13 protein-coding genes are annotated in these 15514 nt (G+C 71.9%); 6 read left to right on the top strand and 7 right to left on the bottom strand.

Features of this window, described 5'->3' with window-relative positions; all coding sequences use genetic code 11:
- Positions 1 to 116 precede the first annotated feature (116 nt).
- Positions 117 to 689 carry a TetR/AcrR family transcriptional regulator gene (locus tag ACIQMU_RS20890; protein ID WP_352240034.1) on the top strand — a complete coding sequence of 191 codons (573 nt, stop codon included), beginning with the start codon at positions 117 to 119 and terminating at the stop codon, positions 687 to 689.
- Positions 690 to 814: 125 nt separating this feature from the next.
- Complete coding sequence (locus ACIQMU_RS20885; RefSeq protein WP_402689419.1) at positions 815 to 3043, top strand: MMPL family transporter; 2229 nt, start codon at positions 815 to 817, stop codon at positions 3041 to 3043.
- Positions 3044 to 3144: 101 nt separating this feature from the next.
- On the opposite strand, the gene ACIQMU_RS20880 is transcribed toward ACIQMU_RS20885, so the two are convergent.
- Entirely contained in the window at positions 3145 to 3561 is a 417-nt protein-coding gene (locus tag ACIQMU_RS20880; RefSeq protein ID WP_352240032.1) for an SsgA family sporulation/cell division regulator, read from the bottom strand.
- 440 nt (positions 3562 to 4001) lie between these two features.
- Here ACIQMU_RS20880 and ACIQMU_RS20875 point away from each other — a divergent pair, with 440 nt between their 5' ends.
- Both ACIQMU_RS20875 and ACIQMU_RS20870 read left to right on the top strand, forming a co-directional pair.
- Positions 4002 to 5168 carry a serine hydrolase domain-containing protein gene (locus ACIQMU_RS20875; RefSeq protein WP_402689418.1) on the top strand — a complete coding sequence of 389 codons (1167 nt, stop codon included), beginning with the start codon at positions 4002 to 4004 and terminating at the stop codon, positions 5166 to 5168.
- Complete coding sequence (locus ACIQMU_RS20870; RefSeq protein WP_352240030.1) at positions 5165 to 5986, top strand: SDR family NAD(P)-dependent oxidoreductase; 822 nt, start codon at positions 5165 to 5167, stop codon at positions 5984 to 5986. Before ACIQMU_RS20875 ends, ACIQMU_RS20870 begins: the two co-directional genes overlap by 4 nt.
- 175 nt (positions 5987 to 6161) lie before the next feature.
- On the opposite strand, the gene ACIQMU_RS20865 is transcribed toward ACIQMU_RS20870, so the two are convergent.
- From ACIQMU_RS20865 to ACIQMU_RS20855, 3 genes are all read right to left on the bottom strand, one after another.
- Positions 6162 to 6926 (bottom strand): SDR family NAD(P)-dependent oxidoreductase, encoded by a 765-nt coding sequence (locus ACIQMU_RS20865; RefSeq protein WP_402689417.1) that lies wholly within the window; start codon positions 6924 to 6926, stop codon positions 6162 to 6164.
- Between the two features lie 97 nt (positions 6927 to 7023).
- Positions 7024 to 7608, bottom strand: coding sequence for a TetR family transcriptional regulator (locus tag ACIQMU_RS20860; RefSeq protein WP_352240028.1), 585 nt, complete (start codon positions 7606 to 7608; stop codon positions 7024 to 7026).
- 84 nt (positions 7609 to 7692) lie between these two features.
- A complete protein-coding gene (locus tag ACIQMU_RS20855) occupies positions 7693 to 8802 on the bottom strand; it encodes a hypothetical protein (RefSeq protein WP_402689416.1) in 1110 nt (369 codons plus the stop codon).
- 540 nt (positions 8803 to 9342) lie between these two features.
- On the opposite strand from ACIQMU_RS20855, the gene ACIQMU_RS20850 reads away from it, so the two are divergent.
- Together ACIQMU_RS20850 and ACIQMU_RS20845 are read left to right on the top strand one after the other, a co-directional pair.
- Positions 9343 to 10218 carry an alpha/beta hydrolase gene (locus tag ACIQMU_RS20850; RefSeq protein ID WP_352240026.1) on the top strand — a complete coding sequence of 292 codons (876 nt, stop codon included), beginning with the start codon at positions 9343 to 9345 and terminating at the stop codon, positions 10216 to 10218.
- Positions 10219 to 10620: 402 nt separating this feature from the next.
- Positions 10621 to 12153, top strand: coding sequence for an alanine/glycine:cation symporter family protein (locus ACIQMU_RS20845; protein ID WP_356727063.1), 1533 nt, complete (start codon positions 10621 to 10623; stop codon positions 12151 to 12153).
- Positions 12154 to 12270: 117 nt separating this feature from the next.
- On the opposite strand, the gene ACIQMU_RS20840 is transcribed toward ACIQMU_RS20845, so the two are convergent.
- The 3 genes from ACIQMU_RS20840 to ACIQMU_RS20830 form a co-directional block, all read right to left on the bottom strand.
- Positions 12271 to 13122 (bottom strand): DMT family transporter, encoded by an 852-nt coding sequence (locus ACIQMU_RS20840; protein WP_352240024.1) that lies wholly within the window; start codon positions 13120 to 13122, stop codon positions 12271 to 12273.
- Complete coding sequence (locus ACIQMU_RS20835; protein WP_352240023.1) at positions 13119 to 13637, bottom strand: YbaK/EbsC family protein; 519 nt, start codon at positions 13635 to 13637, stop codon at positions 13119 to 13121. The genes ACIQMU_RS20840 and ACIQMU_RS20835 overlap by 4 nt, the downstream gene beginning before the upstream one ends.
- A 69-nt stretch (positions 13638 to 13706) precedes the next feature.
- The gene (locus ACIQMU_RS20830) at positions 13707 to 15350 is read right to left on the bottom strand and encodes a penicillin-binding transpeptidase domain-containing protein (RefSeq protein WP_352240022.1); all 1644 of its coding nucleotides are present in this window, start codon (positions 15348 to 15350) and stop codon (positions 13707 to 13709) included.
- Positions 15351 to 15514 lie beyond the last annotated feature (164 nt).

Here is a 15514-nt window from a genome sequence, read left to right as displayed (position 1 = left end):
TTTCGTTTCGCTGGACCGTGCGGGTACGGTTCAGGTGTACGAAACAGTTTCGTTCGATGCCGAGCGGGGCTGAGCGGAACACCGGATCGGCGGACGGAAGCGAAGGAGGTCGGCACATGGCGCGCACCAGGCTGACCCCCGAGCGTGAGGGCGAGCTGTACGAGGCCGTCCTCGACCTTCTCCGCGAGGTCGGCTACGACGCCCTGACCATGGACGCCGTCGCCTCCCGGACCCGGTCGAGCAAGGCCACCCTCTACCGCCAGTGGGGCTCCAAGCCCGAGCTGGTCGCGAAGGCGCTCCGGCACAACAAGCCGGGGAGCCTTTCCGACATCGACACCGGTTCGCTGCGCGGGGACTTCCACGCGGCGCTGAGCCGGACCGACGACTGCCAGATGGAGAAGGACGCCGCGCTGATGCGGGGTCTGAGCCATGCCGTCCATGAGTACCCCGACCTGTTCCAGGCCCTGCGCGAGCTGCTGATCGAACCGGAGATGACCGGTCTCGACCAGCTGCTGCAACGGGCGGTGGACCGGGGTGAGCTGCGTCCGGACAATCCGGCGCTGAAGTACATCCCGCACATGCTGGTCGGCGCGCTGGCCGCCCGGCAGCTGATCGAGGACCGTCCTGTCGACCAGGCGTTCCTCATCGACTACGTGGACTCCGTGGTTCTCCCCGCCCTCGGTGTCTGACGCCCCGTCCCCGTCCCGCCCGCACGGCCCTCTCCCCGACGCTCCACCTGACACGCCGCTCTCGTCGTCGGGCTGGTCCCTCATGCCCGTTTCCATTCACACGACCTGACCGGGAGTACGCCCCCGTGGCCACTTTCCTCTACAAGCTCGGACGGCTCACCTTCCGCCGCCGCGGCTACGTCGCCCTGATCTGGGTGGCGTTGCTGGCGGTCGCCGGAATAGGTGCGGCCACCGCGTCCACCCCCACCTCCAGCTCCTTCTCGATCCCCGGCACGGAGGCGCAGCGCGCCTTCGACCTGTTGGAACAGCGCAACCCCGGCGGCAGCGCCGACGGCGCCACCGCCCGGGTCGTCTTCAAGGCCCCCGGGACCGAGAAGGTGACCGACCCCGCGAACAAGCGCGAGATCACCGGCATCGTCAAGGAGCTGCGGTCCGGCTCGGACCAGATCGCCGGGGTCGCCGACCCGTTCGAGAAGCAGGCCGTGAGCCAGAACGGCTCGACGGCGTACATCTCGGTCTCCTACAAGGTCAACTCCATGGAGCTGACCGACGCGACCCGGGACGCCCTGGAGGACGCGGGCAAGGACGCGCAGAAGAGCGGCATGAAGGTGGAGATCGGCGGTGACGCCCTCCAGGTCATGCCGCACACCGGGACCGCCGAGATCATCGGCGTCGTCATCGCCGCCATCGTCCTGGTCATCACCTTCGGCTCGCTGGTCGCCGCCGGTCTGCCGCTGCTGACCGCGCTCATCGGGGTCGGTATCGGGGTCTCGACGATCACCGCGCTGGCCAATGTGCTGGACCTGGGCTCCACCACCTCGATCCTCGCCATGATGATCGGCCTCGCCGTCGGCATCGACTACGCCCTCTTCATCGTCTCCCGCTACCGCGCCGAACTGGCCGAGGGCCGGGAGCGCGAGGACGCCGCGGGGCGGGCCGTCGGAACGGCCGGTTCCGCGGTCGTCTTCGCGGGCCTGACCGTGGTGATCGCCCTGGTGGGCCTCGCCGTCGTCAACATCCCGATGCTGACGAAGATGGGCTTCGCCGCCGCCGGCACGGTGGCCATCGCCGTCCTCGTCGCGCTGACCCTCGTCCCGGCCGCCCTGGGCTTCGCGGGCAAGCGGGTCGTGGGCCGCAAGGCGCGCAAGGCCGCCGAGGCGGAGAAGAGCACCGAGGCCAAGCCGAACATGGGCACCCGCTGGGCGCGGTTCGTGCTGCGCAAGCCGGTCTGGGTCATGCTCGTCGGCGTCCTCGGCCTCGGTGTCATCGCCGTACCGGCCGCCTCGCTGGAGATGGGCCTGCCCGACGACGGCGCCCAGCCGAAGTCGACCACGCAGCGTCAGGCGTACGACATGCTCTCGGACGGCTTCGGCCCCGGGTTCAACGGTCCGCTGATGGTCGTCGTCGACACGAAGAACAGCTCCGACGGCAAGGCCGCCGCCGACCGGGTCTCCGAGGAGATCGAGTCCATCGGCGTCAGCGCCGTCGTCCCGGCCGAGTTCAACAAGGCCGGCGACACCGCGACGATCGTGGTCATCCCGAAGGACCGGCCTTCCTCCGTCGCCACGGAGGAGGTCGTCCACGCCATCCGCGACGCGGGTGCGGACATCAAGGCGGACACCGGGGCCGAGGTGCTGGTCACCGGCGCCACCGCGATGAACATCGACTTCTCGCAGAAGATGAACGACGCGCTGCTGCCCTACCTGGCGCTCGTCGTCGGCCTGGCGTTCCTGCTGCTGATGCTGGTCTTCCGCTCGATCCTGGTCCCGCTGAAGGCGGCCCTGGGCTTCCTGCTCTCGGTGGTCGCGGCGCTCGGCGCGGTCGTCGCGGTCTTCCAGTGGGGCTGGCTCGGATCGCTCTTCGGCGTCGAGCAGACCGGTCCGATCATGAGCATGATGCCGATCTTCATGGTCGGCGTGGTCTTCGGTCTCGCGATGGACTACGAGGTCTTCCTCGTCACCCGGATGCGTGAGGCGTACGTCCACGGCGAGAGCCCCGGGCAGGCCATCGTGACCGGCTTCAAGCACGGCGCACGAGTGGTCGCCGCCGCCGCGGTGATCATGATGGCGGTCTTCGCCGGCTTCATCGGCTCCACCGAGCAGATGATCAAGATGATCGGCTTCTCGCTCGCCATCGCCGTCTTCTTCGACGCCTTCGTCGTCCGGATGGCCATCGTGCCCGCCGTCCTGGCCCTGCTGGGCAAGCGGGCCTGGTGGCTGCCGCGCTGGCTGGACCGTGCGCTGCCCAACGTGGACGTGGAGGGCGAGAAGCTGCAGAAGCAGCTGACCGACGAGCCGGGCTCCGCGGGGCCCGGGGACGGTGGCGAGGGGCAGCGCGAGTTCGCCCGCGTCTGACCCCCTCCCCTCGGTGAGGGGCTCCACCGGGTGAAGGCCCCCGTGCGACCGCACGGGGGCCTTCCTCGTTTCCCGCCGCACGCGTGCGAGCGGGCGGGGCCTCAGCCGCGGGCCGCCTGGACGCCCTTCTCCGGGCCGGCGGCTCGGGCCGGGGGCCGGGGCTCCCGGCCGGTCTCCGGCGGCGTGGCCGGAGCCTGGGCACGGGTGCGGGCGAGGAAGCGCATCAGTGTCCGGATCTCGAACTGGAACACCTCGACACCGTCCGTCGAGTGCAGTTCCACGATCAGCTGCGTACGGCCGCACGGCCAGACGCGGACGGAGCCGCGCTTGATCGGGGTGCGCATGCCGCGTTCCAGCAGATCGCGTCCGAAGGCCCAGTCGGTGCCGTCCGGCAGCCCGAAGTGGACGGTGCGGCGCTCGTCGGCCGGGTCGTAGCGCAGGTCGACGGGGACCGGACGGGTCAGCGGGCCGTCCGTGATGAGCCGGGCGCGGGCATGGACTTCGATGACGGGGGACATAGGCCGGCTCCTCCTATATGTATAGCTCTGTTCACTAATGTCCCATATTTCGCGCGAGTGGCACGGTGAGCAAGCGCTCACCGGACGGTGGATTCCTGAATCCGCCGCGCGCCGGGTCACGTCCGTACGGGTGCGGAGACCGAGCGGGCCCCGCAGGGAGCGGAGCCGTCCCGTGCGTGTACCCGATGGTTTCATCGACGCACCTCCCGCGACCGCCGGGGTGGGGGCCGCCTCCTTCGCGTCACGGAGGCGGAACGGGCAGCCGGCCGGGGCGACCCGCCAACCGAGCATCCCGCCGGGGCGTGCACCATGGGGGGATGAGCGGGAGCGCAGCGGCAAACGCGGTGTCAGGTGCGGCAACTACGGGTACGGGGGCGGGTGAACCGGTCACGGGTGCGGGAGCGGGCGGACCGGCGGCACGCACGGGAGCAGGCGCGGGCGTGGACGTACGGGGCACGGTGGCATCCGGATTCGAACCGGTCGCGGACGCGTTCGTCCGGAACTTCGAGCAGCGCGGGGAGCGCGGCGCGGCCGTCGCCGTCTACCGCCACGGGCGCAAGGTCGTCGACCTGTGGGCCGGCACGAAAGACGTCGACGGCACCGAGCCCTGGGCCGTCGACACCGTCCAGATCGTCCGCTCGGCGGGCAAGGGCATCGCCGCCGCCGTGCCCCTGCTGCTGCACCAGCGCGGCCAGGTCGACCTGGACGCCCCCGTCTCCACCTACTGGCCGGAGTTCACGGCGAACGGCAAGGAACGCGTCCTCGTCCGCGACTTCCTCGCCCACCGGGCCGGGGTCGCGGCCCTGGACACCGCCCTCACTCCCGCCGAGGCCGCCGACGGCGTCTCCGGGCCCGCGGCCGTCGCCGCCCAGCGCCCGCAGTGGGAACCCGGCACCGACCACGGCTACCACGCCCAGACCTACAGCTGGCTGATCGGCGAACTGGTCCGCCGCGCCACCGGCCGCACCATCGGCCGCTGGATCGCCGAGGAGATCGCCCGCCCGCTGGGCCTCGACTTCTGGTTCGGACTGCCCGCCGACGAGGCCCACCGCGTCGGCCGCGTCGGCCCGGTGGACCCCCCGGCCGTCTCCGCCGCGTCGGGCGCCCTGCGTGTACGCCCCAAGCGCTCCGTCGTCGAGGCGTACCGCGACCCGGACTCCCTCACCCGCAGGGCGTTCGGCGCGATCGACCCGTTCCCCGACGAGAACGACCCCGCCTACCGCGCGGCGGAACTCCCCGCCTCCGGCGGCATCGCGACCGCCCGGGGCCTGGCCCGCTGCTACGCCGCGATGATCGGCCCCGTCGACGGCCACCGCCGCCTGTTCGCCCCCGCCACGCTCACCCTGGCCCGCACCGAGGAGTCGGCGGGCCCGGACCGGGTCCTGGTCGTCAGCACCCGCTTCGGCCTCGGCTACATGCTGCACGGCCCGGCCGCCCCGCTCCTGGGCCCCGGCTCCTTCGGACACCCCGGACGCGGCGGCTCCCTCGGCTTCGCGGACCCCGAGTCCGGCATCGCGCTGGGCTACGTGACCAACGGACTCCAGAAGGGAGTCACCGCCGACCCCCGTGCCCAGGCACTGGTCAGGGCAGTACGGTCGGCGCTATGACTTCTGCGACGGCTGGGACACCAGCGACTCCCGCCACGTCACGGCGCTTCGACGGCTACAGCGTCCTGATCACCGCCGCCGGCCAGGGCATCGGGGCGGCGACGGCCGGCCGCCTGGCCGCGGAAGGCGCCTCGGTCCTCGTCACCGACCTGGACGCGGAGCGCGCCGCCGACACGGCGGCGGCGATACGCGAGGCGGGCGGCACCGCCGAGTCCCTGGCCTGCGACGTCGCCGACCGGGCAGCGGTCGAGGCGGCCGTCGCCCACGCCGTCGCCGCCTTCGGCCGGCTCGACGTCCTGGTCAACAACGCCTACGCGGCGGGCCAGGACGCCCCGCTCTTCGAGGACGAGACGGACGAGGTCTGGGAACGCGACCTGGACATCACCCTCTCCGGCCCGTTCCGCTGCGCGCGCGCCGCGCTCCCGCACCTGGTCGCCTCAGGCCGGGGCGCGATCGTCACCATCGGCTCGGTCAACGGCGAACAGGACTTCGGCGGCCACGCGTACAGCGCCGCCAAGGCGGGCCTGACCAGCCTGACCCGTACGCTGGCGGGCCACGCAGGCCCCCGCGGCGTACGCGTCAACCTCGTCGCCCCGGGCACGATCCGCACCGACGCCTGGGCGGGCCGCGACGCCGAGTTGGAACGGGCCGCCGCCCTCTACCCGCTCGGCCGGGTCGGCGCCCCCGAGGACATCGCGTCCGCCGTTGCCTTCCTCGCCTCCACGGACGCCGCCTGGATCACCGGGACGACGCTGCGCGTGGACGGCGGCATCCTCGCGGTCAACACGGGCTTCCGGCAGGCGATGGCCCAGCCGTGAACCCGTGGTCGCGCCTCGCCCGTGCGACCTGACGGCAGGTGACCGGGCGGTGCCCCTCCGCCGCTCCGGCGGCGCGTGGGAGGAGGGTTCCGCCTGAGCCCGTACGGGGCGGGACGGGCTCAGGCCCTGTCCGTCGGCGCCCCGTACGGGAGCGGTGCACGACCGGGGTCCGGGGTCAGGCGGAGGCGCCGCCGTCGACGACCAGGTCGCTGCCGACCACGGAAGCGGCGTCCCGCGAGGCCAGGTACAGCACGGCTGCCGCGACCTCGGCGGTGGAGGAGATCCGCCCCAGCGGCGACGCGCCCTTCATCCGGTGGGCGCGGTCGGCGTCGGTCTCGCCCGGCAGGAGCGACATGGTGGTGTCGGCCGGGCCCGGGCTGACGGCGTTGATACGGACCCCGTCGGCGATGTGGTCCAGGGCGGCGGCCCGGGTCAGGGCGGAAACCGCCGCCTTGGTGGCGATGTAGCCGGCCACGCCCGGGATGCGGCTGTGCGCGCCGAGGTTGGAGGCGATGTTGACGATCGCGCCGCCGGTGGGCTGCTCGCGCATCCGGGCCACTTCCGCCTGGAGGCTGAGGAGTACACCGGTGACGTTGGTGTCGAGCAGCGTGCGCCAGTCCTCCTCCGGGAGGTCGGCTATGGGCGCGCCTCCCCGGAAGACGCCCGCGTTGTTGACGGCGACATCAAGACCGCCGAAGAGTTCGACGACGCGTCGGACCATCGTCCCGACGTCCTCGGAGCGGGTGACGTCAGCGGTGATCGCGGCTGCCGAACCGCCCTCCTTCCTGATCAGGGCGACCGTCTCGTCGAGCGACGCGGCGGTGCGTCCGGCCGCGGCCACCGAGGCTCCTTCGGCGGCGAAGGCGAGAGCGACGGCCCGGCCGACGCCGGAGCCCGCGCCGGTGACGAGGACGGCCTGACCGGTGAAGCGTGCGGTCATGGTGATGACTCCTTTGGTGGGGAACATTCCTCTGTCGATACTGGACCGAACGTTCTGCAATGCGGCTGGAGAAAACGCCTCCCGTGGGGGGTGTTGATCAGTCGAGGAGGCTCAGCGCCTGCTCGGCGGCGTCCCGCACCCGGCCCGGATCGTCCGACGCCTTGCCGACGACCCGAAAACCCTGCATCAGCACCAGGAGCATGCGCGCGAGCGCGCGCGGATCGCGGTCGGCGGGCAGCTCCCCCTGCGCCTGGGCCCGTACCAGCGCCGAGTGCAGCAGGGTCTCGATGCGCCCCCAGCTCGCCTCGACCCGGCGGGCCGCCGCCCGGTCGTGCGGGCCCAGTTCGGCGGCCGTGTTGGTGACGAAGCACCCCTTCGAACGAAGGCCGTCGGCGCTCGCCTCGGCCGCGAATCGCCGCACTGTCGCACGCACGGCGGGCAGTGCGGGGCCCGGCTGGGACAACTCCCGGAGCAGGCCAGGGGCGCCGTTCTCGTCGTACCGGTCCAGTGCCTTCAGGTACAGCTCGTGCTTGTTGCCGAAGGTGGCGTAGATGCTGGCGCGTCCGATGCCGAGGTGGTCGACCAGGTCCGCCATCGAGGTCGCCTCGTAGCCCCGCTGCCAGAACAGCTCAAGGGCTGCGTGCAGCGCGGCTTCCGGGTCGAATTCCTTGGTTCTGGCCACGTGTGGACCCTAGGCGATACTGGAACGACCGGTCAAATAGCTGGTGCGGACGGCTCGCTGACGGTGCAACGGTCGTGGACGGTCCTATGCGGCGGTCCGCACGCCTTCGGTCCGGCCCGTGCGGTCCTCGGTCCGGCCCGCGCGGTCCTCGGTCCGGTGAGCGCGGTGCGCGCGGTCTTCGCGGCAGTCGCGGCAGTGGCCGGGGGCGGAGGAGCGGAAGGCCCGGTCGCAGTCGTCGCAGGTCTGGAAGGGCGTCACGGCGATGCGGGGGCGCGTGGGGGCGACCAGATCGAGGCTGCCGGGGAGGGGCGGGGGGAGCAGGGCGGTGAGGCGGTGCCTGAGGAGTTTGGCGGGGTGCCGCAGCGGGTGCGGCGGGTCGTTGGTGAGGGTGTGGCGAATGGTGTCGGGGTGGGCGTCGCGCTCCAGCCAGGCCGCGACTCCGGGGGCGAGTTGCCGGATGTCGGTCTCGGAGAGGGTGAACTGCGGTGCGTGGCGGCGCAGGTCGCCGAGGAGCGCGGTGGCCGCGCGGTCGAGTTCCGGGGTGGGGCCGCTGGGCCGGGGGAGGGGCGTGGGGGGCGGTTTGGGCGCGGTCGGGGGCGGTACGAGCGGGACGAAGGGGAGAGCCGGCGGCTGGGGAGGCGCAGGCGGCGGGGTCAGGGGCGGGGGCGGTGCGGGGGGAGTCACGGGTCGGGCTGCGGGCGCTGCCGGTGCCGGGGCCGACGCCTGGGTTGGTGCCGGTGCCGGTGCCGGCGGCTGAGCCTCGGCTTGCGCCTGGACGGGCGCGGGGCGTTGTTGTACGGCTGCATGCGGGTGTCGGGGGCGCAGCAGTGCGGTCGGCTGGTTGCAGAAGACCGTGCGGGTGACGATCCGGCCGCCGGGCAGGCGGACCCGGGCCCGTTGCAGGTAACCGCAGGCTTCCAGTTCGCGCAGGGCCGCGGCCACGCGTTTCTCGCCTTCCCGGCAGCGGGCGGCGAGTTCCTTGATGCCGACCCGGGCTCCGGGCGGCAGCGACTGGATGCGTACGGCGATGCCGACGGCGGTGCAGCTGAGGTCGGGGTGCTGGGCGAGGTGGTTGCCCACGACGGTGAAGCGACTGGTGTGCGGGATGACGATGTGGATCACACCGGAGGCGGGCAGAGGTCCGGGAACCTCCGCAAGGGCGCGCGTGAGCGCAGTATTCTGCTGGGTATCCATCGGGAAGCGGCTTTCTTCCTTGGTGGCCAGGCCCTCGGTTGGGATTGCAGTCCCGGTCGGGGGCCGAAGCATGTCTTGGGTTGTGCTGGCGTGAGCATATGCCGGACAACCAGCCCGAAAGCGAGCGGAGTTGGAAAAACTCACCCGTGTGGGTGACGAGGCCCGAGGGCGCCCCGGGGTCCGTCAGGTGGCTGCCGGGGGTGGGTCGGGTGGGGTTGTTTCCTCTGGTTCTTTGGGTAGTTGATGTCGCGCGTCGCCGGGTCGCGGTGCCGGACGATCCGGTCGGGACGCGCGGCGAGGTGACCGGGGCGTGCGGGCGCACGACCCGGCGGGAGCCATCAGCGCGCGAGGTCGCGAACGCGCGGGAACGGACGGTGAGATGAGGGTGCTGAAGGACAAGGCGTGGTCCCCGTCTCTCCCTCGCGCCCGCCGTGTGGGCCGGCTTCGTCCCGTACGCCGCAGAGCACCGGCCCCCGGCCGACCGCGAAGCGCGCCTCCGCCGATGCCGATGCCGATAGCGAACAGGAGCGGGGCGGTAGCGTGAGATCGGTATACAGGAGCGAGAAGGCGCGGAGAGCGGTGCGGTCCTGGTGTGTGGACCGGATCGCGGACCGGGGCGCCGCTCACGTCCGCCACGAGGTCGTGACGTCGGCGGGGAGCACCAGCGTCCTGACCTCGGGCCCGGAGCCGGGCGACGGGGAGCCGAGTGTCGTGCTGCTGCCGGGGACGAACATGAACGCCGCCCTGTGTCTGCCTCTGGTGGAGCTGCTGGCCCGGGAGGGGCGCGTCACGGTCCTGGACCTGCCCGGTCAGCCGGGGCTCAGCGCGGGCGGGCGGCCTCGCGCCGGGCGCATGTCCTGGTACGGGGAGTGGCTGGGCGAGGCCCTGGCGCTGGCCGTTCCGGGGCCGGCCGTTGTGGTGGGGCATTCCCTGGGTGGCGCGGTCGCGCTCGCCTGTGATTCGCCGCGGATCGCCGGCCGCGTGCTGCTCTCCAGCGCCGGCATCACGCGACTGCGGGTTTCCGCTCCGCTCATGGCCGCCACTCTCCCGTGGCTCCTGCGGCCCACGGTCGCCCGGTCGACGGCGCTGCTACGCCGGATGGCCGCTCCGGGGCAGGGGAACATCCCCGGCCACCTGGGGCCGTGGATGGAGCTGGTCGCCCGCTGCTGCCGCACCAGTCTGGCTCCGCCCCCTCTGCCCGCGGAGCTGCTCGATCAACGGCGCTCCGTGCCGACGCTGGTCGCCACGGGGCGGTTCGATCCCTTCCTGCCCCCGCACGTCCTCGATCCGGCCGCGCGGCGTCGCCTCGGGGCCGAGTTCCGCGTGATCGAGGGGGCGGGACACCTGCTGCCGGACGAGGCGCCGGCCGAGGTCTCCGCCGTGGTGGAGGGCTTCCGCACGGCTCTGGGAGGCTGAGGCGTCCCGCCGGTTGACGCCTTCGGCGCCCGGCCTCGCCACCGGCTGCCCGCATCCGCGCGCCCGGCCGATAGGTGTCCGATAAACGTATCCGGCCTTCCGTATAACGATGACGTCACCTGCCCAGCATCTTCACTCGTATTATCGCAGAATGTGATCCAGGTCACTAAGAGTTAGGTAAACGGCGTGGTACAAATGCCCAACTTCGCAGGTGGCAGGGCCGCCGAGGCGGAGCGCCGGAGCCGATCCGGCAGTACCAGGCCAGAGCGATCACCGTCGTCGTCCGCCCCATGTGGCGCGCCGGATCGCCCACCGGACAGCGTCGTTCGTTCATCCCCCCATCGCACATCGACCGGCTAAGGCCCCCCAGTCCGCCGCTCCTGCGTTATCGAGGTAGCCAACGTGACACTCGACTCCATAACCCAGAACATCGACGAATCCGTCAGCGGGTTCTTCGAGCCCATAGCCGACTGGCTCGGCGGAATCGTCTTCTACTCCGTCATCATCGCCGGGGCAGAAGTGCCGCTCATCGTCACCTGGCTGGTGGTGGCGGGCCTCGTCTTCACCGGCTGGTTCGGATTCGTCCAGGTGCGCAAGTTCCGGCTCGCCGTGGACGTGGTGCGCGGCAAGTACGACGACAAGGACTCGGCCGGCGAGGTCAACCACTTCCAGGCCCTGACCGCCGCCGTCTCCGGCACCGTCGGACTCGGCAACATCGCCGGTGTGGCCGTCGCCGTCTCCATCGGTGGCGCCGGAGCCACCTTCTGGATGATCCTCTGCGGCCTGCTCGGCATGGCCACCAAGTTCGTCGAGGTCACCCTCGGCGTGAAGTACCGCGAGATTCACGCCGACGGCACCGTCTCCGGCGGGCCGATGCACTACCTGCCCAAGGGGCTGGCCGAACGCTTCGGCAAGAACGGCAAGACCTTCGGCAAGATCCTCGCCGTGCTCGCCTCGATCATGATCCTGTTCTTCGGGCTCTTCGGCGGCAACCTCTTCCAGGTCAACCAGTCCTACGCCCAGCTCGTCTCCGTCACCGGCGGCGAAGACGGAGCGATGGGCTCGTCCGCCGGCGCCCTCTTCTTCGGCATCCTCGTCGCCGCCCTCGTCGGCATCGTGCTGCTCGGCGGCATCCGCTCCATCGCCTCGGTCACCAGCCGGCTCATCCCCGCGATGGCCGGCATCTACATCGCCGCGTGTCTCGTGGTCATCCTGGTCAACGTCACCGCCGTGCCCGCCGCGATCGGCACGATCATCGAGGGCGCGTTCAACCCCGAGGGCGTCGCGGGCGGTGTGCTCGGTGCGCTGATCATCGGCTTCAAGCGGGCCGCGTTCTCCAACGAGGCCGGTCTCGGCTCCGCACCGATCGCCCACTCGGCGGTCAAGACCAAGCACCCGGCGAGCGAGGGCCTCGTCGCCCTGCTGGAGCCGTTCATCGACACGGTCGTCGTCTGCACCATGACCGCGCTGACCATCGTCATCGCCAACCCGGCCAGCTGGGGCGAGGCGCGCAACGACGACTCCATCGGCGGCGTGACGATCACCTCGGACGCGTTCGAGACCGTGCTGCCCTGGTTCCCGTACGTCCTGACCGTCGCGGTGATCCTCTTCGCGTTCTCCACGGTCCTCACCTGGGGCTACTACGGCCTCAAGGCGTGGACGTACCTCTTCGGCCGCAGCCGCACCAGCGAGACCGTCTACAAGGCCCTCTACACCTTGTTCGCCGTCTCCGGCTCCCTGCTCACCCTGCAGACCCTCATCGACCTGGCCGACGCGGTGCTCTTCACCCTGGCCGTCATCAACATCATCGGCCTCTACCTCCTCGCACCCGTCGTCAAGCGGGAGCTGGACACCTTCCTCGAATACGTCCGCACCCGCAAGGCCGGCGGAACGGACGGGGACAAGGACGACGAGCCGACGAAGGTGACCGTCTGAGCCCGGCCCCTCCTCACCCGATGCCCCCCGCCCCTGCCTTTCCGCAGGGGCGGGGGGCATCGCGCATGCCGGCCCGGCGAGCGGGCGTCACGCGTGCCCGCCCGGACCTGCGATGCGTCAACTCGTGTGCAGCATCAAGCCGATGCCGACGACCATCAGACCGGCCGCCGCGATCCTCGGAGCCCCGAAACGCTCCTTGAAGAACAAGGTGCCGATCGCCGCGCCCACGATGATGGACGATTCGCGCAGCGCCGCGATCGGGGCGAGCGCGGCCCTCGTCTGGGCCCAGAGCACCAGCCCGTACGCGGCCACCGACAGGGCCGCGCCCAGCAGGCCGCGGACCGCGTGCGGCCGTAGCTGCGCGAGGAGTCCGGCGCGGCGGCGGTAGTACGCGTACGCCGGGATCGCCAGGCCCTCCAGGACCATCAGCCAGGCGACGTAACCGAGCGGGGTGCCCGAGGCGCGGACCCCGACCCCGTCGACCGTGGTGTATCCGGCGATGGCCAGCCCGGTGCCGAGCGCCGCCACGATCGCCGGCCAGTGCGGGCGCTCGCCGGCGCCCCGGATGCCCCACAGCGCCAGCCCGACCAGCCCGGCCGAGGCCACCGCCACGCCCGCGGTGGCCCAGCCGTCCGGACGCTCGCCGACGAACACCGCCGCCAGGACCGTCACCACCAGTGGGGCCGTGCCCCGGGCGATGGGGTACATCTGCCCGAAGTCCCCGAGCGTGAACGAGCGCATCAGCAGGAGCATGTACACCACGTGCAGCGCGGCCGAGGCCACCAGGTAGGGCCAGGCCCCGGCCGCCGGGAACGGGGCGAACAGGGCGATCGCCACGCCGATCGCCAGACCGCCGCCGGAGATCAGCGTGAAGGAGAGCAGCTGGTCCTTGATCGCGTGGGCGATGGCGTTCCAACTGGCGTGCGTGACGGCGGCCACGAGGACCGCCAGCGCGACCAGAGGGGTCACTTGGCGGGCTCGCGCACATCCGCGACGGTCGCGCCCGCGTGGGCGATCAGTGTTCTCGGGTCGAGCGGGAACACCGTGTGCGGGGTGCCCGCCGCCGCCCACACCACGGCGTGGTCCAGCAGCCGCCGGTCCGCCAGCACCCGGGTCCGGGTGGCGTGGCCGAAGGGCGGTACGCCCCCGATGGCGTATCCCGTCGTCTCCCGGACCAGATCCGCGTCCGCCCGCTTGACCTTGCCCGCGCCCAGTTCACGCCGCACCAGCTCGACGTCCACCCGCGAGGAGCCGTCCATCAGGACCAGCACCGGCGCCCCGTCCGCCGTGAAGACCAGCGACTTCACGATCTCGCTCAGCGAGCAGCCGACCGCGGCGGCGGCCTCGGCGGCGGTCCGGGTCGCGTCGGGGAAGCGGCGCACCTCGACCTGGAGGCCCAGCCCGGCCAGTGCCTCGGCGAACCGGGGGTGGGCGTGGGAGACAGGTGCGGAGGGAGCGGTTTCGGGGGGTTCGCAAGCGTTCATGGCTGCACGCTAACGGGCCGGGCCCGGGCTCTCGCACGCGTCCCCGGCCCGGCGCCGGCCGCGCCCGGCTCAGCCGCCCGACCGCAGCACCTCCGCGACGACCGGGCCGGCCGCGTCGCCACCGTGGCCGCCGGACTGGACGACCGCCGCCGCGGCGAGGTCGTCGCTGAAGCCGGTGAACCAGCTGTTCGACGTCTGCCCGTCGACCTCCGCCGAACCGGTCTTGGCGCCCTTGTCGCCGCCGACGCCCGCCATGGCCTTGGTGGCGGTGCCGGTCGGACTGGTCGCGGTGTAACGCATCATCTCCCGCAGCTGCTGCCCGACACCGGCCGGCAGAGGACGGGCGGTGGCGAACGGCCGGTTGTCCAGCTCCCGGGCGACCAGGTACGGCTGCTTGAAGGCGCCGCTCTTCGCCGTGGCGGTCACCGACGCCATGTTCAGGGGGCTCATCAGCACCTTGCCCTGCCCGATGTACGAGGCCGCGGTCTCGGCGCCCGAGGACTCCGGGACGCTGCCGTCGAAGGAGGCCACGCCCGTCTGCCAGTTGTCCTGGCCGAGGCCGAAGTAGTCCCTGGCCTCCTGGCCGAGAGCCGTTCCGGCCCGGTCGCCGAGCGGCTTGATCGGCTTGATGAAGGTGCTGTTGCAGGACTGTGCGAACGCTTCCCGCAGCGTGGGGTCGGCGATGGAGAAGTCGTCGAGGTTGTGGAAGGTCACCCCTTCCCACGACACCGTCGCCGGGCACTCCACCTTCGCGTTCATGCTTCCCAGGCCATGCTGGATGATCATCGCGGCGGTCACGATCTTCATCGTCGACCCGGGAGCCAACTGCCCGGTCATGGCCGCGTTGTAGCCGTCGGCGCGGTGGTTGGCGATGGCCCGGATCGCCCCGGTGGACGGCTTCACGGCGACCACCGAGGACTCGTCGAACTTCTTCACCGCCCGCTCCGCGGCCGCCTGCACGCGCGCGTCGAGCGTGGTCCGCACCGTGCCGGGCTCGCCCTCGGCCAGCGTGAGCAGGTTGATGTCCGGCTGGGTCTCGTCGGCGGGCTCGATCCAGGTCTCGACGCCGGGCGAGCCGCCCGCGCTCTCCCCGTACTTCTCACGCAGGGCGTCCAGGATCGGCCCGAGCGAGGGGTACTTCTTCTTGGTCAGCACCGTCCCGTTGTGGTCGACGGCCTCGATCGTCGGCGTCGAGGAGGTGCCCGTCTTCAGCGTCGCGCCCTCCGTCAGCTGCGGGTGCACGACCGTGGGGGCCCAGTCGACCAGGGCCTTGCCCGTCGTCAGGCCGCGCACCACGGTCAGCTCCGAGGCGTACGAGAGGGGCTTGGACTTCCCGTCGTGCGAGACGGTGGCCTCGACCTCGTAGGGCACCTTCGTGCCGACGGCGGGGCCCGGGGTGATCTTCACCTTGCCGATGTGGGCGTCCTCGCCGTACGAGGCGAGCACCGGCTCCGCGCCCGACTCGTTGTTGGTGAGGAGAGCGGCGGCCGTCGCGTCCCCGGCCGCCCACGCGTCGAAGAAGCCCTTCGACGTCTTCGCTATCTCCTCCGCGCTCGGCGGTCCCGACTTCACCTCCGACGACTCGGAGGCGCTCCGCGTACCGCCGTCCCCGCCGACCGCGTCCCCGAGCATGCTGTACGCCCCGTAGCCGATCCCGCCGGCCACCAGGACGAACGCTCCGCCGATCACGGCTACCTTCGCTCCGCTGTGCATTCCTGTCGTCCCCCTCCCCAGGAGAGCCCCCGGAACATGTTCAAGGGGCAACTGTGAGGAACCCTAAAGGGTGGTGGCGGGCAGCGAGGACGTTGTTACCGGACCGGAATGCTTGGCCGGAAACGCCCCCGTCGGGTGCTGCCGGGGGCTGCCGTGTGATCGAG

The organism is Streptomyces sp. NPDC091649 (assembly GCF_044756785.1).
Lineage (GTDB): Bacteria > Actinomycetota > Actinomycetes > Streptomycetales > Streptomycetaceae > Streptomyces.
This window is presented reverse-complemented; position numbering and strand designations above follow the sequence as displayed.